At 71.3% G+C, this 25,198-nt stretch carries 25 protein-coding genes; 14 read left to right on the forward strand and 11 right to left on the reverse strand.

What is annotated here, in order from left to right; all coding sequences use genetic code 11:
• Positions 1-256: 256 nt before the first annotated feature.
• The 3 genes from ABZ842_RS16900 to ABZ842_RS16910 are packed head-to-tail and all read right to left on the reverse strand — an operon-like array spanning position 257 to position 1,401.
• Positions 257-469: a hypothetical protein gene (locus ABZ842_RS16900; RefSeq protein ID WP_361537449.1), complete on the reverse strand. Its 213-nt coding sequence runs from the start codon at positions 467-469 to the stop codon at positions 257-259.
• A 44-nt stretch (positions 470-513) separates the two neighbouring features.
• Positions 514-723, reverse strand: a complete 210-nt coding sequence (locus ABZ842_RS16905; protein WP_361537450.1) for a hypothetical protein — start codon at positions 721-723, stop codon at positions 514-516.
• Positions 724-732: 9 nt separating this feature from the next.
• A complete protein-coding gene (locus ABZ842_RS16910; RefSeq protein ID WP_361537451.1) occupies positions 733-1,401 on the reverse strand; it encodes an HAD hydrolase-like protein in 669 nt (222 codons plus the stop codon).
• A gap of 100 nt (positions 1,402-1,501) precedes the next feature.
• Between ABZ842_RS16910 and ABZ842_RS16915 the strand changes: the two genes are divergently transcribed.
• The 4 genes from ABZ842_RS16915 (at position 1,502) to ABZ842_RS16930 (ending at position 4,003) form a co-directional block, all read left to right on the forward strand.
• Positions 1,502-2,713: a helix-turn-helix domain-containing protein gene (locus ABZ842_RS16915; RefSeq protein WP_361537452.1), complete on the forward strand. Its 1,212-nt coding sequence runs from the start codon at positions 1,502-1,504 to the stop codon at positions 2,711-2,713.
• A 90-nt stretch (positions 2,714-2,803) separates the two neighbouring features.
• Positions 2,804-3,202, forward strand: a complete 399-nt coding sequence (locus ABZ842_RS16920; protein ID WP_361537453.1) for a hypothetical protein — start codon at positions 2,804-2,806, stop codon at positions 3,200-3,202.
• Complete coding sequence (locus ABZ842_RS16925; protein WP_361537454.1) at positions 3,199-3,681, forward strand: hypothetical protein; 483 nt, start codon at positions 3,199-3,201, stop codon at positions 3,679-3,681. The genes ABZ842_RS16920 and ABZ842_RS16925 overlap by 4 nt, the downstream gene beginning before the upstream one ends.
• Complete coding sequence (locus ABZ842_RS16930; protein WP_361537455.1) at positions 3,674-4,003, forward strand: hypothetical protein; 330 nt, start codon at positions 3,674-3,676, stop codon at positions 4,001-4,003. Before ABZ842_RS16925 ends, ABZ842_RS16930 begins: the two co-directional genes overlap by 8 nt.
• 248 nt (positions 4,004-4,251) lie before the next feature.
• Here the strand turns inward: ABZ842_RS16930 and ABZ842_RS16935 are convergent, their stop codons facing one another.
• Both ABZ842_RS16935 and ABZ842_RS16940 read right to left on the reverse strand, forming a co-directional pair.
• Complete coding sequence (locus tag ABZ842_RS16935) at positions 4,252-4,878, reverse strand: GntR family transcriptional regulator (RefSeq protein ID WP_361537456.1); 627 nt, start codon at positions 4,876-4,878, stop codon at positions 4,252-4,254.
• 661 nt (positions 4,879-5,539) lie between these two features.
• Positions 5,540-6,091: a sigma-70 family RNA polymerase sigma factor gene (locus ABZ842_RS16940; protein ID WP_361537457.1), complete on the reverse strand. Its 552-nt coding sequence runs from the start codon at positions 6,089-6,091 to the stop codon at positions 5,540-5,542.
• Positions 6,092-6,436: 345 nt separating this feature from the next.
• Here ABZ842_RS16940 and ABZ842_RS16945 point away from each other — a divergent pair, with 345 nt between their 5' ends.
• Positions 6,437-7,657, forward strand: coding sequence for a CapA family protein (locus ABZ842_RS16945; protein ID WP_361537458.1), 1,221 nt, complete (start codon positions 6,437-6,439; stop codon positions 7,655-7,657).
• Between the two features lie 63 nt (positions 7,658-7,720).
• Here the strand turns inward: ABZ842_RS16945 and ABZ842_RS16950 are convergent, their stop codons facing one another.
• Entirely contained in the window at positions 7,721-8,218 is a 498-nt protein-coding gene (locus tag ABZ842_RS16950) for a universal stress protein (protein ID WP_361537459.1), read from the reverse strand.
• Between the two features lie 178 nt (positions 8,219-8,396).
• Between ABZ842_RS16950 and ABZ842_RS16955 the strand changes: the two genes are divergently transcribed.
• Entirely contained in the window at positions 8,397-9,248 is an 852-nt protein-coding gene (locus tag ABZ842_RS16955; RefSeq protein ID WP_361537460.1) for a polysaccharide deacetylase family protein, read from the forward strand.
• 43 nt (positions 9,249-9,291) lie between these two features.
• Here the strand turns inward: ABZ842_RS16955 and ABZ842_RS16960 are convergent, their stop codons facing one another.
• On the reverse strand, positions 9,292-9,948 hold the full coding sequence (locus ABZ842_RS16960) for a class F sortase (RefSeq protein ID WP_361537461.1): 657 nt from the start codon (positions 9,946-9,948) through the stop codon (positions 9,292-9,294).
• A gap of 369 nt (positions 9,949-10,317) precedes the next feature.
• Here ABZ842_RS16960 and ABZ842_RS16965 point away from each other — a divergent pair, with 369 nt between their 5' ends.
• A complete protein-coding gene (locus ABZ842_RS16965) occupies positions 10,318-10,968 on the forward strand; it encodes a hypothetical protein (protein ID WP_361537462.1) in 651 nt (216 codons plus the stop codon).
• Between the two features lie 106 nt (positions 10,969-11,074).
• Here ABZ842_RS16965 and ABZ842_RS16970 read toward each other — a convergent pair whose 3' ends face one another.
• Complete coding sequence (locus ABZ842_RS16970) at positions 11,075-11,644, reverse strand: hypothetical protein (protein WP_361537463.1); 570 nt, start codon at positions 11,642-11,644, stop codon at positions 11,075-11,077.
• A gap of 309 nt (positions 11,645-11,953) precedes the next feature.
• On the opposite strand from ABZ842_RS16970, the gene ABZ842_RS16975 reads away from it, so the two are divergent.
• The 3 genes from ABZ842_RS16975 to ABZ842_RS16985 all read left to right on the forward strand — a co-directional run bounded on the left by ABZ842_RS16975 (position 11,954) and on the right by ABZ842_RS16985 (position 16,128).
• Entirely contained in the window at positions 11,954-12,943 is a 990-nt protein-coding gene (locus tag ABZ842_RS16975) for an SCO0930 family lipoprotein (RefSeq protein ID WP_361537464.1), read from the forward strand.
• A gap of 204 nt (positions 12,944-13,147) precedes the next feature.
• Complete coding sequence (locus tag ABZ842_RS16980; RefSeq protein ID WP_361537465.1) at positions 13,148-13,960, forward strand: SAM-dependent methyltransferase; 813 nt, start codon at positions 13,148-13,150, stop codon at positions 13,958-13,960.
• Complete coding sequence (locus tag ABZ842_RS16985; protein ID WP_361537466.1) at positions 13,957-16,128, forward strand: EAL domain-containing protein; 2,172 nt, start codon at positions 13,957-13,959, stop codon at positions 16,126-16,128. The genes ABZ842_RS16980 and ABZ842_RS16985 overlap by 4 nt, the downstream gene beginning before the upstream one ends.
• An 88-nt stretch (positions 16,129-16,216) precedes the next feature.
• On the opposite strand, the gene ABZ842_RS16990 is transcribed toward ABZ842_RS16985, so the two are convergent.
• Entirely contained in the window at positions 16,217-17,119 is a 903-nt protein-coding gene (locus ABZ842_RS16990) for a LysR substrate-binding domain-containing protein (RefSeq protein WP_361537467.1), read from the reverse strand.
• A gap of 96 nt (positions 17,120-17,215) precedes the next feature.
• Here ABZ842_RS16990 and ABZ842_RS16995 point away from each other — a divergent pair, with 96 nt between their 5' ends.
• From ABZ842_RS16995 to ABZ842_RS17005, 3 genes are read left to right on the forward strand one after another with little or no spacing between them, the layout of a single operon-like run.
• On the forward strand, positions 17,216-17,929 hold the full coding sequence (locus ABZ842_RS16995; RefSeq protein ID WP_361537468.1) for a succinate dehydrogenase: 714 nt from the start codon (positions 17,216-17,218) through the stop codon (positions 17,927-17,929).
• Between the two features lies 1 nt (position 17,930).
• Entirely contained in the window at positions 17,931-19,877 is a 1,947-nt protein-coding gene (locus tag ABZ842_RS17000) for a fumarate reductase/succinate dehydrogenase flavoprotein subunit (protein ID WP_361537469.1), read from the forward strand.
• Positions 19,874-20,614 carry a succinate dehydrogenase/fumarate reductase iron-sulfur subunit gene (locus ABZ842_RS17005; RefSeq protein WP_361537470.1) on the forward strand — a complete coding sequence of 247 codons (741 nt, stop codon included), beginning with the start codon at positions 19,874-19,876 and terminating at the stop codon, positions 20,612-20,614. Before ABZ842_RS17000 ends, ABZ842_RS17005 begins: the two co-directional genes overlap by 4 nt.
• A gap of 304 nt (positions 20,615-20,918) precedes the next feature.
• Here ABZ842_RS17005 and ABZ842_RS17010 read toward each other — a convergent pair whose 3' ends face one another.
• Entirely contained in the window at positions 20,919-23,264 is a 2,346-nt protein-coding gene (locus tag ABZ842_RS17010) for an excinuclease ABC subunit UvrA (RefSeq protein WP_361537471.1), read from the reverse strand.
• A 245-nt stretch (positions 23,265-23,509) separates the two neighbouring features.
• The gene (locus ABZ842_RS17015; RefSeq protein WP_361537472.1) at positions 23,510-23,725 is read right to left on the reverse strand and encodes a dodecin; all 216 of its coding nucleotides are present in this window, start codon (positions 23,723-23,725) and stop codon (positions 23,510-23,512) included.
• Positions 23,726-23,919: 194 nt separating this feature from the next.
• Here ABZ842_RS17015 and ABZ842_RS17020 point away from each other — a divergent pair, with 194 nt between their 5' ends.
• Positions 23,920-25,179, forward strand: coding sequence for an extracellular solute-binding protein (locus ABZ842_RS17020; RefSeq protein ID WP_361537473.1), 1,260 nt, complete (start codon positions 23,920-23,922; stop codon positions 25,177-25,179).
• Positions 25,180-25,198: the final 19 nt, after the last annotated feature.

Genomic DNA, 25,198 nt, shown 5'->3' on the forward strand with positions numbered 1-25,198 from the left:
CGGCGCTAGCCGGTCGTAGTATTCAACAGGTTGAAAACCACATCTGGCGAACGACCGAATTGGCCCGACGGCCACGCCCATTCACCCATATGGGGGGTGGGGTGTCGTGTCGGGTGACGCGGTAACCTCGGGGTCGAGCACCTACTCACGTGAGTCACTGGCCTCCACCACCACTGCGACACGTGACGCAGTGGTCTCGCGCCAAGCACCTAGTGACGTCACCGGGTGGTCCAACGGCTTCATCCCAGGAACGTTCCTAGGATGTGTCGTACTGGTGTGCCCTTCCACCCCGCCATTCGATCATGGTGGTGTCACTGCCGACGAGCGCTTCGGCGTGGTCGAGCCCAGCAGCGCGCAGGAACTCGATCAAATCGGCATCCGAGTACGCGACGCCCAGGATGCTGTTGCGCACAGTAACCCTGCGCCCACCGCTGGGGCTGGGCCGGTGGACGACGACGGGTGCAACCATGCCTCAAGGATGCGCCCGGCCGGCTCCCGTAGCACCCCGGGCGGTCAGCCCTCAGGGCACTCGACGTCGTGCCGCACCCGCTGCTTCAACGCCTTCTCCACGACGTACCGCGACTGCCCGGTAGCCGCGGCGTGTGCCGTGATGCCTGCCTGCACCGCGGTGGCGGTGGGGATCGTGAGGGCGCCGGCCTGGATCTCGACCCAGGCGTTCCGCTCCAGCGCGATTAGCTCGTCCGTAAGTTCGATAGCAGCCACGGGCCGATCTTAAGCGCCCCGCGTGACGAGCTCGACGACCCGATCCGTGTCAGCGAGGTCGGCCAGTACGACGTCCGCGCCGGCCGCCACCAACTGGTCCTCGGCGCTTCGCCCTGTGGCGACGGCGATGACCCGGACACCGTGCGCTCGTGCACCCGCGACGTCGGCGGGGGTGTCGCCAATTAGGACGGCGTCCTCGGCTGGGACGCGGGCGCGATCGAGTGCGAGCCGCACGAGATCCGGGCGCTCTTCGGCGTCTTCGCCGTAGGCGCCGAGGCCCCACTGCATGTGCTGGTCCAGCCCGAACACGGACAACTTGATCTCTGCGACGCGGCGCACGTTGCCAGTCACGACGGTCTGGGCGATCCCATCTGCGGCGAGAGTGTCCAGCGCTGCGGCAGCCCCGGCGAGCGCATGACCGCGCTCTCGTAGGGCGGCGCCGTGCTTCAGATGCTGGTCGGCCAGTGCGGCGGCGAACCGCTCGAAGTCGCGGCGGTCGACGTCGAGTCCGTGAAGGCGGGCCGTCTCCCGGAAGATGACCGGCTCGGTGATCCCGTCGATCTTCGCCTGCTGCCGCATCGGTACGCCCGTCACCGCCTCGAACGCCGCGGCAGACAGCTCGCGTCCGACGCCGCGTGTCGCGATGAGGGTGTGATCGATGTCCCACAGCACCAGCATGGTCGCCTCCCCTGTTCGGATGGGTCCACTCGATCGTGCACCATCCGTGCCGGCTCTTGTCATCCTGCGTACGCTGGCGGCACCGCAGCGGAGGTGCACGATGACGGTACGACTTCCCCTAGGCAAGCGCGTCGTTAGATACCGGCGCCGGACCGGCCGAAGCCAGGCCGCGATCGCCGGGCTGGTCGGGATCTCCGAGCGCTACCTGTCCCAGATCGAGAACGGGCACAAGACGCCGTCGGCTGACGTGCTGACCAAGCTCGCCGCTGAACTCGGCGTTCCTGTCGCGGCGCTGCTGGCGGAGGAGCCCGTACCGCAGGCATCCGCTCCGCTGACCGTGGCGCCCGAAGTGGCGCGAGCACTGCTCGGCTACGGACCGTGCCGCACCGCCGAGCCGGTGGCACCCGCAGCACTCCGTGAGCGCGTCGAGAACGCGTGGCAGACCTGGCAGTCCTCGCCGCAGCGCTTCACGGACATCGCCGATATCCTCCCCGCTCTGATCCAGGACACAGAGCACGCGGTTCGCGCCCGCCGCCGGGACGCCGATGCAACTGCCCGCCGTGAGACCCTGCGAGTCGCCGCCGACCTGTACGGCCTGCTGCGCTCATATTGCCGACGGGCCGGCCGCCTGGACCTCTCCCTGATGGTCGCCGACCGGGCTCGGCAGGCAGCGGAGGACGCCGACGACCCCATCCGAATCGCCGCAGCTGCCTGGAACCTCGGACACGCCCTCCTCGCAGACCCACGCGGTGAAACGATCGAAGAAGCAGGGGAGGTCGCACAGGCTGCGGTCGCCGAGCTGCGCCGCGCTCCTGCGGGCGGCACGCCAGATGCACTGGCGATGCAAGGCGCTCTGGAGCTGGTCTCCGTCGTCTCCGATGCACGGCGACAACGCTGGTGGCAGGCGCGAGACAGGCTGGAGAAGACCGCGGTGCCCCTCGCGAAGCAGGCCGGCGAAGGGAACGTCGGGCGGACCGTGTTCGGGCCGACGAACATCATCCTGCACGCGATCAGTATCGAGATGCTGGCCGGCGAGGCGGCCGAGGCCCTGCGCCTCGCCGACCTGGTCGACACCAGCGCTCTTGCCTCGCACGAGCGGGAGTTCACGTTCACTATGGAGGTGGCTCGGTGCTGCGCCATACGCCGCGACGACGCCGCGGTCCTGGTGCACCTGCTGAGGTTGGAGGAGCTGTCGGCGGAGGACTTGGTGCGTAGCCCTGCGGCGTTGCTGATGCTGGCCGACCTGCAAAAGCGCGCCCGGCCCTCGTACCGGCGCCCCGTCGACCAGCTCGCCGAGCGTCTCGGCGTCTGACCCGAACTCCGGGCATACCCGAACTGTGAGTTCGGGTCGCCAGGCCGGGGCGGCCCTACCTTCGCGGGACACCAACGTGAAGGGACCGCCGTGAGAACAGCACCGGTACTCCCCGGCTCCAACGGCACGCACCTCGTCGAAGCCGGCGTCGACTGGGACGTGGTCCGCGTCAGCCGCCACCTCGGTCTCCAAGCACTCGACCGCCTGGACCCGGGTTCTCTCGTGGTGGCGCCGAGCCGCCCCGACCCTGCGCTGCACTTCTTCGTTGTCGCCGGCAGCACCTACGACTGGCACGTGGCGCAGACGTCCGCCCTGAGGCGAGCAGCCTTCGTATTGATCCCCCCTGCCGATCGCCTCCATCCTCCCGGCCCCTACTGGCTAGTCCCTCCGGGAGCCGACGGCGCGATCAACCTCACCGACCTCGACGTCCTGCGGGACGCGCTGAACGAGCTCCTCAGCGCCCTCCCCGATACGAGGGGGTCTCGGTGACCAGCCGCCGGCTGTTCGCTTTTGCGTCGCTGCGGCTGGACCCCGACGAGGACGCTGCGGCGCCCGCGTACGCGATGACGTGCGAGTGCGGGGAAACCTCTGGCCCGATGGAGCAGCAGGTCGACGCCGACCTGTGGGCGCTCACCCACACCGGTCAGCAGCCGACGCACCGTCGCTACTGCGGAACCCTGGTGCGCGCCTTCCGCGTCGTCCCGGTGCCCGGTAGCCTGCTCCACCAGATCGAGAACGGCGCGGGTGGCGACGTGGCTGCGGTCGTCGACCTGAACGCGGCGTGTAGCAGGTGCGGCACGAGCCGCGGCGTCGCCCTCGTCGCGACGTTGCCCACCGGCTCGGGCCCTGACCGCCCCGTGTACGGCTGCCCCGAGCACGCCAAGGAGCTCGCCGACGCAGCCGAGGACACCCTGCTCGGCACCGAAGCGCTCGCGCGGCTCAACCGGCTGGGAGCCGACCGTGGCTGAGCGTGTGCGTGCGAGCTTGGTGGACATCGCCCGTGATGTGCACCTGGCGTGGACAGTGGCACAGGCCCTGCCGGAGAAGGAAACGGCCCTGCGCGACCGACTGCGGTCCCACATCGCCGCCCTCGCCGACCCGGCCGAGGAATACGCCCGGAGCCTCGGCGGTGACGAGCAGCAGTGTGTCGCCCGCGACGTTCAGCGCGCTCTGGCCGCAGCCGACGACCCCGAGAGCGCGCCGCCCGGCGAGTACCTGATGCAGTTGGCGAACCACGCGAAGGGCCTTATCGGCTACGCCGTCACGGAAGGGCGGACGGTCCGTGGGTAGCGGCGTGGAGTACTGCGTGTACTGCGAAGGGCCCGTTCCCCGCTGTGATGAGAACCGGGTCGCGGATGGCTTCTCCGCCTCGGGAGCGAGACCGGACTCGTACGCGCACCCCGGATGTCGGCCGCCGCGGCGAGCGCCGCAGCCGAGTGGCCGGATCGCTGGTGGCGTACTGCGCCGGTACGGACGACGTCCCTGATCTCCGTGTGCCGGCGATCCCCGCCGGCACGCGAACCACCCGCTCCGGGGGTCTACTTCTGGCTTGCTCCGCAGAGGCGGATGAGCCACCGGTCTGTCGGGAGGATCAGATCAGCGGTCTCCACGGGATGTCCCAGCGCATCGAGACGCGTGCGCACCAGCCGATACGCCACCGAGTCCACCAGCAACCCCAGGGCGTGAGCATGGTCTTCTTCAACGGGCACCGTTCCCACCTCGACCACGTAGTCGACATGTGGTTTCCGGCGCCCTCGCCACCAGGAGGAGATCAGCATGGCGGATCGCCCTCCAGGGTCCAGGCACTCCACCAGTTCGTGCCGCAGCAGCGCGCCTTCACGAACCTGGAGCCTGGCGGCCAGTTCCGCAGTCGCGGGCCGCGGCCTGGTGTCGGTGGTCTCCGTCCCGTAGGGCCAGTCCGCGTCGGCGTCCGTGAGGGTGCGCATGGCAGGAGCATGGGCCACGGTGACCCGCTTCCGCTCTTCTCCGTCGAGAACGCCGGTGCGACGCAGCAGGACGTACGCAAGGCGAATGGTTTGAGGGTGAACTCCGTACTGGACAGCCATCTCGGCGCGCGACGGAAGGGCGTCGCCGGGGTACCACTCGCCTTGATCGATGCGGCTGTGGATGTCGGAGGCGATGCGGCGGTGTGCTGCATCGCTCATCAGGACCCCTGGCGTAGATCGTTACCTGAGGTCTGAACCTAGAAGGATCGGAACGTCTGGATATATCCAGGGCGGATCCGGCACTCTGGATATGCCAGCGACACGTGAAAACTGGAGAAGTCGGCGGGGCGACTCAGGCCGCCTCCGCCGATGGGGCGCTCCACGGTCGTCGTACCCCGCGACCATGGAGCGCCCCGGGTTACCCGTCGAAGCGCGGCGGGTAACCACCCGATCGAGTGAACCGCATGCCGTGATCGGTGTACGAGGCATTCGTTGGGCATGGTGCCGGGGTCGGACCGTCTTCACTGCCTCCAAGGGCGTGACGGTCCGGCCCCGGTCTCATGTCTCCGGGCGAGGAGCTGGGAAACGACTGGGAAACGATCATGGTCACTCATGTCCACGAAACGACCATCTATGTCCACGCCAAAATCACGTGGAGGTGGTTGACCAGTGCGTTTCCAGAGGAACCTCAGGTGATGTCGATAGAGGCGTCAATCTACTCAACTTCACCGTGACGTTACGCACTTTGCGGTCCCCGGCCGTGGCCCCGGGGGGAGGCGGTGCCAGCGGGGCGACCGGTGCTGGCGGGTCGGACCGGGAGGTGGGGAGGGGCGGGGCGCAGCGGCACGGCCGGGACGGGGCGGGGGGCCGGCCGTGCGGGTCAGGCCGCCGCGCGTCCGGGGCGCGCATATCCGGGTAGACAGCGGGCGAGTGCGCGCAGCGCATAGTGCGTACGCGACTTGACCGTGCCCGGGGGGATGCCCAGGGACTCGGCGGCTTCGTTGACGCTGAGTCCCTGGAAGTAGAGGCGGTCCAGGACCGCGCGGTGGTCGTCGCTGAGGGTGCCGACGGCGGCGCGCACGTCGAGTTGCGCCACGGCGGTCTCGGTGACGTCGCAGGGGTCGGGGGTGGTGGCCAGCACGCCGTCGCCGATCTCGGTGGGCCGGGCGAGCCGGGAGCGGCGGGCGTCGATCGCCAGCCGGCGTCCCACGGTGAACAGCCACGGGCGCATGGACTCGTAGGGGCCGTCGAACGCCTCGGGGTGCTGCCAGGCCCGCACCAGGGTCTCCTGGAGCAGGTCCTCGGCCCGTTGCTGATCGCCGTAGGTCAGACCCTGGAGGAAGCTGAGCAACGCCGGTCCGTGCTGGCGCTGCAGATCGACGATGGTCCCCTCGTCGGCGGTCGAGGAAGCGGTCGCGGTCGCCGTCGTCATGGCCAACACCCTTTCGCGTGCTCGTTGTCGGTCGGGGCGATCGGGGGGTCGTGCATTCGGGGTTGTGGCGTATCCGAACCCATCTGCACGGCGAGGGACAGAAGACCGGGCGCGGTCGTCGGCGAGCGGTCGCTTGCCGCGGCGAGTGGTGCGGCGAACGGGCGGCCGGATCCGGACGGCCGGGGAAGCGGATCGATGAACGGCCGAAAACCGGATTGTGGAACTCCGATTGGGTGACCGCTCGGGCCGTGACGCTTGACTCCCTGCCGGGCGCCCTGTGCAGTCACAAAGTCATATTGAGTGTTTTTGCACGCTTTATTCGTTCGGCGCACCGGGAGTCGATCCATGGGAGAGCGCACCACATCGCGCACACGACGTCGGTCGGTCACCCTCGCCGCCCTGCTGCTGACCGCCGTCACCGCAGCCGCGGCGGCCTGCGGCGCGCCCGACGGCGAGCAGGACCGCGGGGCGGCCCCGGGCGCCGCCCGGTCACCCGCCACCGGCGGCGCCGATCCCACGCGCAGCTTCACGCTCGTCGCCAGCGGCGACGTCCTGCCGCACGACTCCGTCATCGCCCAGGCCGCCCACGACTCCACGGACGCGTCCAACGGCGACCACGACTTCAGGCCGATGCTCGCCGCCGTCCGTCCGGTGGTGTCCACGGCTGACCTGGCGATCTGCCACATGGAGACGGTGTACGGCGCGGACGGCGACTACCGCGGCTACCCCGCGTTCACCTCGCCGCCGGAGGTCGCCCGGGGCCTCGCCGCCACCGGCTACGACGCCTGCTCCACCGCCTCCAACCACTCCCTCGACGACGGGGCCGACGGCATCCGGCGCACCCTGGACGCCATGGACACTGCCGGGCTCGCCCACCACGGCTCGGCCCGCACGGCGCAGGAGGCGGCCACTCCCGGGTGGCTGAAGGCCGGCGGAGCCAAGGTCGCCCACCTCGCTTACACGTACGGCACCAACGGCAACGAGACCCCGGAAGGGCAGCCCTGGGCCGTCCGACTGATCGACGAGGCGAAGATCGTCGCCGACGCCCGGGCGGCCCGTCGCGCCGGCGCCGACGTGGTCGTCCTCAGCCTGCACTGGGGCACCGAGTGGCAGACGGAACCCGACGAGCAGCAACTCGCCCTCGCCCGCGGCCTCACCGCGTCCACCACCGGGGGCCGCCCCGACGTCGACCTGATCCTCGGCACCCACGCCCACGTCCCCCAGGCGTACGAGAAGGTGAACGGCACCTGGGTGATCTACGGCATGGGGGACCAGATCGCCGGCCCCATGTTCGACTACACCGGCGCCCGCGACCACCGCGGCAACCAGGGCTCGATCGGCCGCTTCACCTTCGCGCCGCCCGCCCGGCCGGGGGAGCGGTGGGCCGTCACCAAGGCCGAGTTCGTCCCCCAGTGGTACGACACCTCGACCGGCCGCGTCGTCAACCTCCCCGCAGCCCTCGCGGAGGACCCCGAGCGGGAGGACCACCAGGCGATCCAGGACGCGATCAGCGAAGCCGTCCTCAGCAGGGGTGCGGACCGGGACGGACTCACCCTCGCCCGCTGACCGCTGACCGCTGACCGCTGACCGCCGTGTGCCGTGTGCCGTGTGCCGTGCGGCGACGGCGGATCAGGGCACCACCGTCACCGGCCAGCGGCCCGCCTTCACCAGCCGCACCGCAACCGAACCGATGAACCGGTGCCCCGCGGACTCCGAGAGGCCGACGACCACCGCGTCCGCGGTCAGCTCCTCCGCGGCCCGCGTCAGCCCGCCGTAGGGGTCCCCGCGGAAGGTGTGGAACTCCCACCGGACGTCCCAGATACCGCGGACGCGTTCCGTGGCGGCCCGGATCTCGGCGACCAGGCCCTCCGCGATCTCCCCGGTGACGTCCACCACCGGCGCGCCGAGCGCCGCGCTCGCCGACACCACGGGCTGCACGTACACGATGGCGAGCAGCGCGTTCTGCCGTCGGGCCAGTCCGCTGGCGTAGGCCACGGCGCGCAACGACGCGTCGGAGCCGTCGACGCCGGCGAGGATCACCTTCGGACCGTCGGTGCCGCGTTCGAAGCGGGTGGAGCGGTCCGGCTCGGGGGAGTGCGGGCGCTGCGGAGGCTCAGGCTCTGTCACACCACCGAGGTTATGCCGTCGTGGACGAGGGCGACCCAGGGGCTCCGCTCGGTCGCGGCACCGGCTCGGTCGAGGGCGCGTTCTACCGAGCCTTGTTCGACTGCTCTCATCGGGTACTTTCCCGTGCGGTGGCGTGTTGGTGTGCGACCGGACCGCGCACTCGTGCGAGCAGTTGGTCATGAAGAAGGATCAGACGCCGGAGCGCCGCTCGGTGCTCCGCATCGCCGCGGGCCTCGGCGCGCTCGCCACGGCCGGCCTCCTCGTCACCGAAGGGAACGGGGGGCAGGTCGCGGCGCCGAAGGCGGGCCCGGCCGGGGCCGGTGCGCCCGCGGCGGGGGCGCCGGGCACGTCGGCGCACCGGGTCCGGGCCTCCGCCTACCGGCTCCAGCCGATGACCACCGTGCCGCAGCGGGCGCGCCGGACGAGGCCGCCGGTGCGCGAGCACCCGTTCCTCAGCCTGCCGGCCGAGGGCCGCAGCATGGTGCTGACCTTCGACGACGGGCCCGATCCGGACTACACCCCGGACATCTTGACCACGCTGCGCCGGTACGGCGTGCCCGCGATGTTCTTCGTCTGCGGGGAGATGGTCGCCCAGCACCGGGACCTGCTGCGCCAGATGTCCGAGGACGGTCACGTCATCGGCAACCACACCTGGTCGCACCCCCTGATGCCCTCGCTGTCGGCGGCGCGGATCCGGAGCGAGATGGGGCGCACCAGCGACGCCGTCGAGGGGGTGCTGGGGCATCCGCCGCTGTGGTACCGGGCGCCGTTCGGCGCCTGGAACCGGCTCTCCTTCCAGATCGGCGCCGAGTTGGGCATGGAGCCGCTGGGGTGGACGGTGGACACCCTCGACTGGACCGAGCCGGGCGCCGGCACGATCGTGAGCCGGGTGCTGGACGGGGCGGGGCCGGGCGTGGTGGTGCTCTCGCACGACGCGGGCGGCGACCGATCGCAGAGCGTGGTGGCGCTGCGGAACTACCTGCCGAGGCTCTTGGAGGCGGGGTACCGCATCACGGTCCCGCAGCGCTGACGCGCCCCGCGCCGGGGCGCCGGTGGCGCGCCGACGGGGCGCGTCAGCGGGAGGAGACCAAGCGGGCGAAGACGACCACGTTGGCGTCGTAGCCGCGCTCCCGGGAGTACGCGCCGCCGCAGGTGATCACGCGCAGTTCGGGGTAGCCGGTGTCCCCGTACACCTGCGAGCCGGGGAACTCCTCCTTGTCGTACACCTCCACGCCGTACACCTCGAAGACCGCCGTGCTGCCGTCGAGCCGGGGCACCTCGATGCGCCGGCCGGTCTTCACGGAGCCGAGGCCGTAGAAGACGGCGGGGCCGGTGGCGTTGTCGACGTGTCCGACGATCACGGCGGTGCCGCGCTGGCCGGGGGCGACGCCGTTCTGGTACCAGCCGGCGATGTCGGGGTCCTCGGCGGGCGGCGCCTCGATCCAGCCGTCGGGGTCGAGGCCGACGTTCATCAGCGGGGCGTCGACGTCGAGCGACGGGATGCGGATCCGGTCCGCGGGCGCGTGGTCGAGCGTCTCGACCGCGGTCACCGGGGCGAAGGTCTCCCCCTGCGAACGGCCGAGCGAGGCGGCGGCAGCGGGCTGCGGCGGGCCGAGCGCCACGTCCACGCCGTTCTTCATCAGCGCGATGCCGGTGAGCATCACCAGCGCCAACACTCCCCAGGGCGAGCGTCGCCGTCTCGACTCCGGGTCGTGGTACTCCGCGCCCATGGGCACTCCCCTTCATGTCCTTCGCCGCACTTAAGACGTTTCTTATGACATGTCACTTTTATTGATTTTCAACGGCACGTTAGGGGAGGGAGGCGATCTTGGCGAGGAGGGCGGGGCGAACGGGTGGCGACCGCCACCCGGGGTGACCCATCCGTGCCATCGGTCCGATAAAACTTCCGGACCGTCGTGACGGTCCGTGACCTGCGGCTCCGTGGAATCCATTGGGCGTTACGTGGGCGTGTCGGCTCACCGGGCCGGACGAGCGTCGACATGCGGCGGGTGGCGAGCCTGGTGAGGGTTCGTCATGGAAGGCGTACTCGTCGACTTACCCGGAGCGCCGCTCCGGGCGTCTTCCGATGGAGGTTCACGATGCGTGCTTCACGCGCTCTCGCCGTGGCCGCGGTCGCGTGCGCGGCCATCGGGGTCCCGGCCCCGCTGGCCGCGGCCGGCGGCGGCGACAACCAGGATCTGGGGCCGTTCAACATCTCCGTCCACCCGCGCGCCGTCCACGAGGGCGGCACCCTGACGATCACGGTCAACGGCTGCAGCCGCGGCGGCACGGTGACGTCGAACGCCTTCCCCACGGCCCGCCTGGAGAACCGGGACGGCCGTGAAAGCCGCGACGGCCGTGACGGTCGCGACAACAGAGATGCCAGGGACAACCGCGACAACCGCGGCGGGGACAACAGGGACGGCGGGGACAACAGGGGCGGGGACAACCGCGAAGCCCGGGACAACCGGGACGGGCGGGAGCGCGGCGAACTGGTCGCCTTCGCCCGCGTCCGCGACAACACCGCCCCCGGCGACTACAACCTCGCGGTCCGCTGCCACGGCAGCAACCGGGTCGAGACGGCCGAGTTCACCGTGCTCCGCGGGCGCGGAGCGCACGGCGGCCTCGGCGGCACGGTCGCTCCCACCACCGCCGAAATGACCGTGGGCGGCGGGCTCGTGGCCGTCGCGCTGGCCGGCGGGGCGTTCGCCCTGACCCGCCGCCGCGGGGCCGCGGGCACCAGGGTCTGACCGGATCGAACCTCCCGGTCGACGCAACCGCCGTCGCCCCGAGCGCTCGTATGGCGCTCGGGGCGAGCGACGTCGGGGCCGGGCCGCGGGGCGGGCGGGAGCGCGGTCAGTGCTCGTGCGGGCGGGCCCGGCGGCGTACGGCCCAGCCGGTGCCCGCCGCCGCGACCAGGACCAGCCCGGCACCGATCGCGACCTCCTTCGGCCCCGCGCCGCCGTTGCTGCCCCCCAGACCGCCGCGCACCCCTTGGGGCGTCACGGAGGCGCTGGCCGTCGCCGTGGGCGTGGCGGGGGCTATCGGCATCGCCGTGGAGCTGGTCGTGGGGGTGGTGGTGGCCGTCGCGGTGGCCCCGGCGATCGTCAGGTTGAACGTTCCGCGCTGGCTGCCGCAGGTGAACTGGACCGCGTACTGCGCGCCCCGGCGGGCGTCCGGGTCCACGGTGGCCGTCGCCGACGTGCCGGGCTGGATCGTCACCGTGTCGAAGACCCCGGACGTGGCCGTGGCGGCGGACGTGCACCCGCTCGCGGACAGCGCGACGCGACCGCCGGGGGCCACGGTCGAGGGCGCGACGGTGAACCGCACCGCCGTCCCGTCCCCACCGGCAAAGGCGACGGGGACGGGCAGGGCGAGCGCCGCCGCCCCCACGAGGGCGGCGGCTGCGACGGGTATCACGCGCATGGTCATTCCTCCGGGTCCCCGAGGAGCAGGCGCGGAACCTCTTGTCCACAGAAGGCGGGTGATGCCCCTCGATGTCCGAAACGCTAGGAGCCGGCCCTGCCGGTCGCGATCGCTGCCGTGCGAACGGGTCATCCGTGTGGGCCGGGCGGGCGACGGCACCGGCGTGGTGTCGCCCGCGCGGGAAGCCCGTCCACCCGCTCCGGAGTTTTTCCGGCCGCATTGAACGCGTGCCCGCACCCGCTCCGTACCTAGGGCCACGAACGGCGCGGCCGGGCGCCGTCCGGAACCTGACGGACTTCGGGAGTGCACATGAACACCTTGCGGAACGCCTCGCTCGCGGTGGCTGCGGCAGCCGTGCTGGTGCTGACGACGGCGTGCGGCGAGGAGAGCGGCAAGGACGGCGGCGGTGGCGGGGAGGACGGCCGGAGGACCGGCGCGGCGAGTGCCGCGCAGCCCGGAAGCAGCGGCTACGGCGACTACGCGTCGGGCGGCGCGAACGCCCAGGGCGCCGCGGCGAAGCCGGCGGGCCAGCTCACCGTCTGGAACAGCCCGGCACTCGGCCGGGTCGTCACCGACGGCGCGGGGCTCACCCTGTACCGCTTCGACAAGGACACCGCCGCACCGCCCGCCTCCCATTGCGAAGGCGACTGCGCGAAGGCGTGGCCCGTGGTGCCCGCGAACGGAGTGACGGCGGCACCGGGGGTCGACCCCTCGTTCCTCGGCCAGGTCACCCGCTCCGACGGGACCGAACAGCTCACCATCGGCGGCTGGCCGGTGTACCGCTACGCCAAGGACACCAAGGCGGGGGAGGCCAAGGGGCAGGGCGTGGGCGGCACTTGGTTCGCCGCCGCCCCGGACGGCAAGAAGGCCGGCGCCACCACGGCCGCCGACAGCGGTGCCAGCAGCGGCGGCGACAGCGGTGCCCGTCCTGCCGGACTGCCGGGCCTGTCCACCCGCAAGGACCCCAAGCTGGGCGACGTCGTCGTCGACCGGGACGGCATGACGGTGTACCGCTTCACCAAGGACTCCGCCTGGCCCATGAAGTCGGCCTGCACCGGCGAATGCCTGGAGAAGTGGCCGGTCGTCGCCCCCGTCGACAAGAACGACACCCGGGGGATCCTCCGGAAGGGGTACGTCACCTTCGACCGCCCCGACGGCGTCAAGCAGCAGACGATCGACTGCTGGCCCCTTTACACCTTCGCCGGCGACGCCAAGCCCGGGGACATCAACGGACAGGGCGTGGGCGGCACCTGGTTCGCCGTGACGCCGCAGGGGAAGCTGGTCAAAGCGCCCCGGTAGCAGTCGTCGACCGGCCCGCCGTGCGCCCCGCGCGCGCCGGCGGGCCGGGCCGCCGTTCCCTTGCGGTGTGATGAAGAACGGTTCGCGAATTCCCGTTTGGACTCGCTCAATTGGCGGTCGATCAGTAGCCTCGGCTCGAGCACTGGCCATGCACATGGTCGGACGCGCCTGTGGGGGGCGTGGTTGACGTAGTTGGAGACATCGATGGAGCGTCCCGCCTGGGCCCCGCCCGGCATCGACATCTCGGTGCCGAGCGTGTCCCGTATGAACGACTTCTACCTGGGCGGTTCGCACAACTTCGAGGCCGACCGGAAGGCGGCCCGCGAGGTGCTGCGGCACCTGCCGGGGGTGCCGAAGGTCATCCAGGCCAACCGGGCGTTCATGCGCCGCGCGGTGACCTGGGCGGTCGCTTCGGGCGTCACGCAATTCCTCGACGTCGGCTGCGGAATGCCCGCCTTCGGCAGCGTCCACGAGGTCGCCCGGACGGCCGACCCCGGGTGCCGAGTGGTCTGCGTCGACCACGATCCGGTCGTCGTCGCCCAGGCGCGAACCCGCCTTGAGGGGGACCCCCGCGCCGCCGCCGTCCTGGCTGACCTGCGCAAGCCGCGCCAGATCCTGGAGAGTCCGGAGCTCGCCGAAGTGCTGGACCTGGCCAGCCCGGTGGCGCTCGTGTTGGTCTCCGTCCTCCACTTCGTCGAGGATCAGGACGATCCCCACGGGGCGGTGGCGGAACTGACGCAGGGGCTCGCCCCGGGGAGTTTGATCGTGATCACCCATGCCGCGTACGACGGAGTGCCGGTGCCGCAGGAGCAGACGGCGCGGGCCGTCAGCGTCTACCGTGACATCCGCAATCCAATGACGATGCGTTCACAAGAGCAAATTGCTCGGTTCTTCGAGGGGTACGAGATGGTCGAGCCCGGACTGGTGTCCAAGCCGCACTGGCGGCCGGATGCCCCTGCCGAGCAGGAGGACCCATATGCCTACTCAGGCTTCGCAGGGGTGGGACGCAAGGCGTGAAGGCGCCGTCGCAGGCGACGGGTCCCACGGCGGACCCGGACGGTCTTGAAGACAGACTTCGCCGTTTCGCGACCATTTGGAGCCGTGCCGTCTTTCCCGTGACGGCGACCTCGCTGACCCGAGCCGAGGTGGAGGAACACCTGCTGCCGCTGGCCCGGCGGCTGTGCACGCTGCTGCACGCCCGGCCCTTCGACCCGGGCCCCGCCCAGGACGTGGGGGCGGCGCTGATCGAAGCCCACTGCACCGACCCCGAGGCGCTCACCCGCACGCTCGGCGTGATCGACGCCTACCTCGTGCTGTACTGCGGCGACGCGGGCGCCGAGGAACTGCCCGTCGAGGACGGCCGCACCCGCTGCACCCGGCTGCAACACGCGGTCGCCGCCGGCTTCTCCCAGGGGCTGCGCGATCGCACCCTCGCCGAGCAGGAGGCCGTCGCCAGCTCCTCGCTGGCGGCCCGCACCGACGCCCTGCACGCGCTGCACGCCACCGAGACCCGACTGCGGGCCGTCTTCGAAGGCGCCGCCATCGGCATCGGGATCGCCGACCTCGACGGCACCCTCGTCGAGGTCAACGAGACGCTGACGAGGATGTTCGGCGGCCTGGAGCACCACGTGCGGGCCAAGAAGATCACCGAGTGGACGCACCCCGAGGACCGACCGCACATCGGCCAGCTCTACCGGGAGCTCAAGCGCGGCGAACGCGAGCACTTCCGGGTCGAGAAGCCCTTCTTCCGCACCGACGGCACCGTGCTGTGGACCAACTTGACGATGTCCCTGCTCCGGGATCCGGAGGGGCGCCCGCAGTACCTGCTCGCGCTCCTGGAGGACACCACCGAGCGCCGGCTGCTCAATCTGCGACTGCGGTACGAGGCCACGCACGACGCGCTCACCGGGCTGCCGAACCGCACGCTCTTCTTCGAACGCCTGGAGAAGGCCCTCGCCGGCAGCGGCACCTCCCGCTTCGGCCTGTGCTACCTCGACCTCGACGGCTTCAAGGCGATCAACGACAGCCTCGGCCACGCCACCGGCGACCGCCTCCTGGTCGAGGTCGCCGACCGGCTCCAGAGCTGCGCCACCGCGCCCGGCGAGATGGTGGCCCGCCTCGGCGGCGACGAGTTCGTGGCGCTGACCACCGGATCGGAGTCGGAGTGCGAAGCGCGGGAGTTGGCCTCCCGGATCCTCGGCGCCCTCGGCGCGCCGATCCTGGTGGACGGACGCGAGTTCACCGTGCGCGGCTCCATCGGCATCGTCGAGGGCTGCTCCGGCGAGCGCACCACGGCGGAGGTGCTGCGCAGCGCCGACATCACGATGTACCGGGCGAAGGCGCAGGGCGGCAACCGCTACGAGTTCGCCGATCCCGAGTTGGAGGCGAGCGCGATCACCCGGCACGGGCTGACGACCGCGCTGCCGGCAGCCCTGGAGCGGGGCGAGTTCTTCATCGAGTACCAGCCGCTGGTGCACATGGGCGACGGCCGGGTGCACGGCGCTGAGGCGCTGGTGCGCTGGTCCCACCCGCAGCACGGGATCCTCGGCCCCGACCAGTTCATCCCGCTCGCCGAGCACACCGGGCTGATCGTGCCGCTGGGGCGGTGGGTGCTCCAGGAGGCGGTGCGCCAGGCCCGCTACTGGCAGGAGCACCCGGTCGGCGGCGCCCCGGTGCGGATCAACGTGAACCTCTCGCCCACCCAGCTCCAACACCCCGGCCTGGTCAAAGACACCGTCGCGGTGCTGGAGGGCGCCGGCCTCGAACCCGGAGCGCTGTGCCTGGAGGTCACCGAGTCCGCGTTGATAGGAGCCGACGAGGGGCTGCTCAGACCGTTGCGGCAACTCGCCGAGCTCGGCGTGGACATCGCCCTCGACGACTTCGGCACCGGCTATTCGAACCTGGCGAACCTCAGACGGCTGCCGGTCAGCATCCTCAAGCTCGACCGCTCCTTCACCAAGGGCATGCAGCACGCGCCGGTCGACCCGGTGGACCTGAAGATCGTCGAAGGCATCGTCTCCCTGGCGCACAGCCTGGAGCTGGCGGTCACCGTCGAGGGCGTGGAGACCGGCGTCCAGGCCGACCAACTGCGGGAGCTGGGCTGCGACACGGCGCAGGGCTGGTACTACGCCCGCCCCGGCCCGCCGGACCAACTGCACGCGCTGTCCCTGGCGGACGCGGTGTGACCCACGGCCGACGGCCCGCGGCCCGCGGACCCGCTCGGCGGGACCCGCGGGCCGCGTCGTCCGCGCCGCCGCACGGTGGGGCCCGGCGTCACCCGTCGGCGCCGCCCGCCACGGCGGTCGTCGTCAGCAGCACCTTCTGGAGTTCGCGCGCGGCCCGCGGCGGCGCCACGTCGCTGCGGTGCGCGAGCGCGATCGTACGCCGCAGCCCCGGTCGGGCGAGCGGGGTGACCCGCAGGTCCGGGCCCGCGCGGTCCGCGACCATCCGGGGCACCACCGCAAGGCCGAGCCCCGCCCGGACGAACCCGAGGACCGCGTCCATCTCGCCGCCCTCGACCGTGAACGCCGGTTCGAACCCCTCCGCCCGGCAGGCCGCGACGGTCAGCTCCCGCAGGTCGTACCCGTGCCGGAACATCACCAGCGGCTGATCGCGCAGATCGGAGATCCGCACCGGGTCGCGCGGCGCCGGGGACACCGCCGACGAGACGACGACCAGGTCCTCCCGCAGCAGCTCCACCGTGGTCAGGGCCGGTGACGCCGGCGGCAGCGGCAGCACCACCAACGCCAGGTCCAGCGCACCCCGGGCCAGCCGGCGCACCAGGTCGTGGGAGCCGCCCTCGTCGATCAGCAGCTGGATGCCGGGGTGCCGGTCGTGGAAGGCGCGCAGCACGTCGGGGAGCAGTCCGGTGCACAGGCTCGGGGTGGCCCCGAGCCGCACCCGTCCGCGGCGCAGCTGCACCAGCTCCTGCACCTCGTGCCGCGCGGTGTCCGCGTCCGCGAGGATGCGCCGGGCCAGCGGCAACAGGGCCTCGCCCGCCTCCGTCAGCGCGATGTTCCCCCGCGCCCGGCTGAACAGCTCCGCACCCAGCTCCTTCTCCAACGCCCGGATCTGCTGGGAGAGCGACGGCTGGGAGACGTGGACCAGCTCGGCGGCGTGGGTGAAGTGCCGGGCCTCGGCGACGGCGACGAAGTAGCGGAGCTGTTGCAGCTGCATGGCACCAGCCTACGAGGGCAGCATAGGGAATAACTATCGACAGCAGCTGGATCATGTCTTGGACCACTGGTGGGGTGCGGCCCTACCGTTCCTGACATGGCTCTGGCAACGCGCACGGCAGCGAAACCGTCGCCCACCCGCCCCCCGCGCACCTTCTGGGGATCGACGCTCGGCAAGAAGATCATCATGGCCGTCAGCGGCCTGATCATGCTGGGCTACCTCGTCGCACACGTGGTGGGCAACCTCAAGGTCTTCTTCGGCCCGGAGGAGTTCAACGGCTACGGCCGCTGGCTGCGCACCATGGGCGCGCCCGTCCTGCACGAGGAGTGGGCCCTGTGGGGCGTGCGGATCCTGCTGCTCGCCGCCGTGGTGGCGCACGCCGTCTCCGCGTACCAACTCAGCCGCCGCGACATCAAGGCCCGCCCCGTCGCGTACGTGCACAAGCGGCGCCGCGCCAGCTACGCCACCCGCACCATGCGCTGGGGCGGGATCATCATCGCGCTGTTCATCGTGTGGCACATCCTGGACCTGACCACGCTGACGGTGAACGAGAACGCCCAGCACGGACGCCCCTACGAGAACGTGGTGGCCACCTTCTCCACCTGGTACGGCAACGTCATCTACATCACCGCGATGCTCGCGGTCGGCCTGCACGTGCGGCACGGGTTCTGGAGCGCCGCCCAGACCCTGGGCGCCGGCAACGCCCGGCGCGACCGCGCGCTGAAGGCCGTCGCGAACGGCCTCGCGCTGGTGCTGACCGCCGGCTTCCTCGCCGTACCCGTCGCCGTCATGACCGGATTGGTGAGCTGACATGAGTTACACCGAGTACGAGGTCGGCGCGCCGATCACCGACACCAAGGCGCCCGACGGCCCCGTGGCCGAGCGCTGGGACCGCCGCCGGTTCGAGGCGAAGCTGGTCAACCCGGCCAACCGGCGCAAGCACACCGTGATCGTCGTGGGCACCGGGCTCGCCGGCGGCGCCGCCGGCGCCACCCTCGGCGAGCAGGGCTACCACGTCGAGCAGTTCTGCTACCAGGACTCGCCGCGCCGCGCCCACTCCATCGCCGCGCAGGGCGGCATCAACGCCGCCAAGAACTACCGCAACGACGGCGACTCCATCCACCGCCTCTTCTACGACACCGTCAAGGGCGGCGACTTCCGCGCCCGCGAGTCCAACGTGCACCGCCTCGCCCAGATCTCCGTGGAGATCATCGACCAGTGCGTCGCCCAGGGCGTCCCCTTCGCCCGGGAGTACGGCGGACTCCTCGACACCCGCTCCTTCGGCGGCGTTCAGGTCTCCCGCACCTTCTACGCCCGAGGACAGACGGGCCAGCAACTCCTCCTCGGCGCCTACCAGGCGCTGTCCCGGCAGATCGCCGCGGGCACCGTCAACCTGCACGCCAGGACCGAGATGCTGGACCTCCTCGTCGTCGACGGCCGGGCCCGCGGCATCGTCGCCCGCGACCTGGTCACCGGCGAGATCTCCACCCACTTCGCCGACGCGGTGGTGCTGGCGACCGGCGGCTACGGCAACGTCTTCTACCTGTCGACGAACGCCATGAACTCCAACGCGACCGCGATCTGGCGGGCCCACCGCCGCGGCGCGTACTTCGCGAACCCCTGCTTCACCCAGATCCACCCCACCTGCATCCCGCGCACCGGCGACCACCAGTCGAAGCTGACGCTGATGAGCGAGTCGCTGCGCAACGACGGCCGGATCTGGGTCCCCAAGGCCAAGGGCGACACCCGGCCGGCGAACGAGATCCCCGAGCACGAGCGGGACTACTACCTGGAGCGCATCTACCCCTCCTTCGGCAACCTGGTGCCCCGGGACATCGCCTCCCGCGCCGCCAAGAACGTCTGCGACGAGGGCAGGGGGGTCGGTCCCGGCGGCCAGGGCGTGTACCTGGACTTCGCGGACGCCGTCCGCCGCATGGGCCGCGACAAGGTCGAGGAGAAGTACGGCAACCTCTTCGACATGTACGAGCGGATCACCGCGGAGAACCCGTACGAGGTGCCGATGCGGATCTATCCCGCCGTGCACTACACGATGGGCGGGCTGTGGGTCGACTACGACCTCCAGACCACCGTCCCCGGCCTCTTCGCCATCGGCGAGGCCAACTTCTCCGACCACGGCGCCAACCGCCTCGGCGCCTCCGCCCTGATGCAGGGCCTCGCCGACGGCTACTTCGTCCTGCCGTCCACCATCAACGACTACCTGGCGCGCACCCCGCTCGACGACCGGCCGAGCGAGACGCACCCCGAGGTCGCGGACGTCCTCGCGGAGACCGAGGACCGGATCAACCTGCTGCTCTCCGTGGACGGCGACCGCACCCCCGACTCCTTCCACCGCGAGGTCGGCGAGTTGATGTGGGAGTTCTGCGGGATGTCCCGTACGGAATCGGGGCTGCGCAAGGCCCTGGAGCGCATCCCGCAGATCCGCGAGGAGTTCTGGCGGCGCATCAAGGTCCCCGGCAGCGGCGACGAGTTCAACCAGTCCCTGGAGAAGGCCAACCGTGTCGTCGACTACCTCGAACTCGCCGAGTTGATGTGCCTCGACGCGCTGCACCGCGCGGAGTCCTGCGGCGGCCACTTCCGCGAGGAGTCCCAGACCCCCGACGGCGAGGCGGCCCGCCGGGACGACGAGTTCGGCTACGCCGCCGCCTGGGAGTTCCCCGCGGACCGGCGTGCTCCGGTGTTGCACAAGGAATCCCTGGTCTTCGAGTACGTCCACCCCACCCAGCGGAGCTACACATGAGGCTCACCCTCCGCGTCTGGCGCCAGCCCCGCGCCGACGCGCCCGGCGCCATGGCCACCTACGAGGTGGACGGCGTCTCCCCGGACATGTCGTTCCTGGAGATGCTGGACACCCTCAACGAGGACCTGATCCTGCGCGGCGAGGACCCCGTCGCCTTCGACCACGACTGCCGCGAGGGCATCTGCGGCGCGTGCAGCCTGGTCATCAACGGCGACGCGCACGGGCCCGAGCGCACCACCACCTGCCAGTTGCACATGCGCTCCTTCGCCGACGGCGACACCATCGACGTCGAGCCCTGGCGGGCCGCCGCCTTCCCGGTGGTCAAGGACCTCGTGGTGGACCGCACCGCCTTCGACCGGATCATCCAGGCCGGCGGGTACGTCTCCGCCCCAACCGGGTCGGCGCCCGACGCGCACGCGACCCCGGTCCCCAAGGCGGACGCCGACTTCGCCTTCGAGCACGCCGAGTGCATCGGCTGCGGCGCCTGCGTCGCCGCCTGCCCCAACGGCTCGGCGATGCTGTTCACCTCCGCGAAGGTCAACCACCTCAACGTGCTGCCGCAGGGCGCACCCGAGCGGGAGACCCGGGTCCTGGACATGGTGGCCGCGATGGACGACGAGGGCTTCGGCGGCTGCACCCTCACCGGGGAGTGCGCCACCGCCTGCCCCAAGGGCATCCCGCTGCCGTCGATCGCCGCGATGAACAAGGAGTGGCTGCGGGCCACCCGACGCACCTAGGAGTTCTGTCCCGTGCGGCCCTTGCGGCAGTACCGCGGTTTCGCCGTGCGGCGGGCGGAGACGTCGCGTCTGCGGCCCGGTGGTCGGTTGCTCGCGCAGTTCCCCGCGCCCCCGTCTCGCTCCCCTTGTCGGCTACCTGCGGACAGGGGGTTGGGGGCGCTGGGGGTCCCCCCATGCCCCCTGGGCATAGGGGACGGAACTGTTCGAGCAACCGACCACCGGGCCAAAGAGACAAGGCTCCCGCAGCGAAACGGCGGCTACGTCCAGACGCACGGGGAAGCGCGCGGGACCTTCCGGGCACGCTCTAGGCGTGTGGGGCGAGCGCCCGGGCCAAGTAGGGCGCCGTACGGCTCAGGGGCTCCGAGGCGACCTGGGTCGGTGTCCCTTCGGCGACCACCCGGCCGCCCTCCTCGCCGCCCCCCGGCCCCAGGTCCACCACCCAGTCCGCGTCCGCCACCACGTCCATGTCGTGCTCGACGACCACCACGGAGTGGCCCGCGTCGACCAGGCCGTTCACCTGGCGCATCAGCACCTCAACATCGGCGGGGTGCAGCCCGGTCGTCGGCTCGTCCAGTACGTAGAGGGTGTGTTCCCGGCGCACGCGCTGCAGTTCGTTCGCCAGCTTGATGCGCTGCGCCTCGCCGCCGGACAGCTCCGTCGCAGGCTGCCCCAGCCGCAGATAGCCGAGGCCCACGTCGAGCAGCGTGCCGAGGCTGCGCGCGGCGGCCGGCACGTCGGCGAAGAACTCGGCCGCCGCCTCCACGGTCAGGTCGAGTACGGCGGCGATGTGCGAGCCCCGGTAGCGGACCTCCAGCGTCCGCGGCTCGTAGCGGGCGCCGCCGCACTCCGGGCACGGCGCGTACGTGGTGGGCAGGAACAGCAGCTCGACGGAGACGAACCCTTCGCCCTGACAGCGCTCGCACCGCCCGCCCGCGACGTTGAAGGAGAAGCGGCCCGCCCGGTAGCCGCGGGCCCGCGCCTCGTCGGTGGCCGCGAAGAGCTTCCGTACGACGTCGAACAGGCCGGTGTAGGTGGCGAGGTTGGACCGGGGGGTGCGGCCGATCGGCTTCTGGTCGACCGTCACCAGCCGCCCCGCGTCCCACGTCCCGTCGGACACCGCCCCGACCAGGGTTGACTTGCCCGACCCCGACACCCCGGTGACCGCCGTCAGGGCCCCGCGGGGGATGCGCACCCGTACGTCACGGAGGTTGTGGCGGGTGACCGGGCCGACCTCCAGCCACCCCGAGGGCTCGCGCACCGCCCGCGGGGCCGGCGCCGGGCGTTCGAAGAGGAAGCGCCGGGTGGCGGACTCGGCCACCCGCGCCAACTCGGCCAGCGGCCCGCTGTGCAGGACCCGGCCGCCGTGCTCACCGGCGGCCGGGCCCACGTCGACGAGCCAGTCCGCGCCGCGCACCACGTCCAGGTGGTGCTCCACCACGAACACCGAGTTCCCGGCCTTCTTCAATCGGTCGAGGACGGTCAGCAGCGCCTCGGTGTCGGCCGGGTGGAGCCCGGCGGACGGTTCGTCCAGCACGTACACCACCCCGAACAGGCCCGAGCGGAGCTGGGTGGCGAGCCGCAGCCGCTGCAGTTCGCCGTTGGAGAGCGAGGGGGCGGTGCGGTCCAGACTGAGGTAGCCGAGGCCGAGTTCGGTGACCGGGGCGATCCGTGCCAGCAGGTCGTCGGTGAGCGCCTGCGCGGCGCCCGCGCCGTCCGGCCGCGACAGCACGTGCGCCAGTTGGGTCAGCGGCAGGGCCGCGAGCTCGGCGATCGTCCGACCCGCGAAGGTGACCGCCAGCGACTCGGGCCGCAGCCGCGCGCCCCCGCACGCCGCGCACGGCGCCGCCCGCAGGAACCGCTCCGCCTTGGCGCGCAGGGTCCGACTCCGGGTGTCGGCGAAGGTGTGCAGGACGTACCGCCGGGCGCTTTGGTACGTGCCCTGGTACGGGCGCTGGATGCGGCCCGCCTCGCGCACCGGGTGCACCGTGACCACGGGCCGCTCGTCGGTGAACAGGATCCACTCGCGCTCCGCGGGGGGCAGTTCGCGCCACGGCCGGTCCACGTCGTGCCCGAGCGCGTCCAGGACGTCCCGCAGGTTCTTGCCCTGCCAGGCGCCCGGCCAGGCGGCGATCGCGCCCTCGCGGATGGAGAGCGAGGGATCGGGCACCAGCAGGTCCTCGTCGGTGTCGTGGACCAGGCCGAGGCCCTGGCACTTCGGGCAGGCGCCGGCGGCCGTGTTCGGCGAGAAGGCGTCCGAGTCCAGGCGCGGCGCACCGGGCGGGTAGTCGCCGGCGCGCGAGTACAGCATCCGCAGCGAGTTCGACAGCGTCGTCACCGTGCCGACGGAGGAGCGCGACGAGGGGGACGAGCGGCGCTGTTCCAGCGAGACCGCCGGCGGCAGCCCCGTGATCTCGGCGACCGCCGGCGCGCCGACCTGGTGGATCAGCCGCCGGGCGTAGGGGGCGACGGATTCGAAGTAGCGCCGCTGCGCCTCCGCGTAGACGGTTCCGAAGGCGAGCGAGGACTTGCCTGACCCCGACACCCCGCTGAAGACGACGAGGGCGTCGCGGGGCACGTCCACGTCGACGTTCCGCAGATTGTGCTCACGGGCGCCGCGAACGCGGACAAAGGGGTCATGAGAGCTGTGCACGATGGCTGATTCTAAGCGGCGGGACCGCCCGGTGCCGCGCGGTGGCCGGTGATCGCAGGGTGGGGCCAGGCGGGACGTCGCGGCATGGGCGCCGTCGCGCGAGCGCCGATCGCACCCGACGGGCCGACCGGCGCCACCACCTCGCTGACGTGGAAGTTTTCACAACCGGAGTGATCTTCCGGATGGCGCTGCGGCTGGATTTCGCCGCCCGGTCGCGCGCCGTTCGGATCGGCGTCGGACGGGGTTCAGTCGCCGTCCTCCAGTCGGAAGCCGACCTTCAGCCCCACTTGGTAGTGGTCGATCTGACCGTCGGTGAGGTGGCCGCGCACCTGGGTCACCTCGAACCAATCCAGGCCACGCAGTGTCTGATTCGCGCGGTTGATGCCGTTGCGGATGGCCTGATCGACGCCGTCGGGGGAGGTTCCGACGATTTCCGTGACCCGATACGTGTGATTCGACATGGGGGCGGATTCCTCTCGCTAGGCTCACCCCACCGCGCACCGGGGGCCGGCCTTGAGTGAGGTGTCCGGATATGAGGGCCAATCAGAGGGTTGACCCCTTCACTGGTCCATACCAAAATCCAGCCAAACCCGCGTGCCCCTGGAGCGCGATACCCCCCATCGGGTTCACATATTCATGCCATAAGGTGAACGTTGTGAGAAGCCGTCCCGTCCCCACCTCCATCGCACTGGTGTGCCTCTTCGCGCTCACCGGCTGCGGGATATTCCCCGGCACCGAGTCCGACAGGACGACGGTGAAGATCTGGCTGATGAAGGACAGCGCCTCCGACGAGTTCCTGGAGCGCTTCACGAAGCAGTTCGAGAAGGACCACCCCTCCGTGGAACTGGAGTTCACCTTCCAGGAGTGGAGCGGCATCGGCAAGAAGGTCAAGGCCGCCCTGGACGGCCAGGACACCCCGGACGTCATCGAGGTGGGCAACACCCACGTCGCCCAGTACGCCGAGTCGGAAGCCCTCACCGACCTGACCGTGGAGGCCACCCGCGACCTCGGCCGCGAGGACTGGCTGCCCGGTCTCGCCGAACCCGGCAACATCAACGGCGCCCAGTACGGCATCCCCTGGTACGCGGCCAACCGCGTCGTCATCTACAACAAGGACATCTTCAAGGCCGCCGGCATCACCAAGCTGCCGACGACCCAGAAGGACTGGCTGAAGATGACGGAGAAGCTGAACGGCGGCGGCAACCAGGGCATCTACCTCCCCGGCCAGGACTGGTACGTCCTCGCCGGCTTCATATGGGAGGAGGGCGGGGAACTCGCCGTCGAGCGTTCCGGCTCCTGGGAGGGCGCCCTCGCGAGCGAGCCCGCCGTGCGCGGGATGAAGTTCTACAAGAGCCTCCAGGCCCACGGCCAGGGCCCCAAGGACGGCGACGAGCGCACCCCGCCGCAGGCCGATGTCTTCGCCAAGGGCAACGTGGCCCAGTTCATCGACACCCCCGGCGCGACCTCCCGGATCCTCAAGCAGAACCCCGAGCTCAAGGACAAGCTCGGCTACTTCCCCATCCCCGGCAAGTCCGCCGCCAAGCCCAGCGCGGTCTTCACCGGCGGCTCGGAGCTGATCATCCCGCGCAAGGCCGAGTCCCGCGGCGCCGCCGTGGACGTCGTCAAGGCGCTCGCCAGCGAGAAGTGGCAGATCGACCTCGCCCGGACGATGAACTACGTGCCCAACAAGAAGACGCTCTCCAGCGTCGTCGGCGGCGAGAGCAACGAGGCGATGTCCAAGGGCGCCTCCGCCATGGGAAGCAAGGCCACCCCCAACTCGCCGCGCTGGGCCAACGTCGAGTTGGACAACCCCATCAAGTCGTACATGACCGTGGTGCTCCAGGGCAGCGACGACATCGAGGGCAGCGCCCAGAAGGCGTCCGACGCCATCACCACCGCGCTCAGAAGGCAGTGACCGCCCGGGGGCGCGCACG

The sequence above is a fragment of the Streptomyces sp. NPDC047315 genome (assembly GCF_040643215.1).
In the GTDB taxonomy this organism is placed as follows: domain Bacteria; phylum Actinomycetota; class Actinomycetes; order Streptomycetales; family Streptomycetaceae; genus Streptomyces.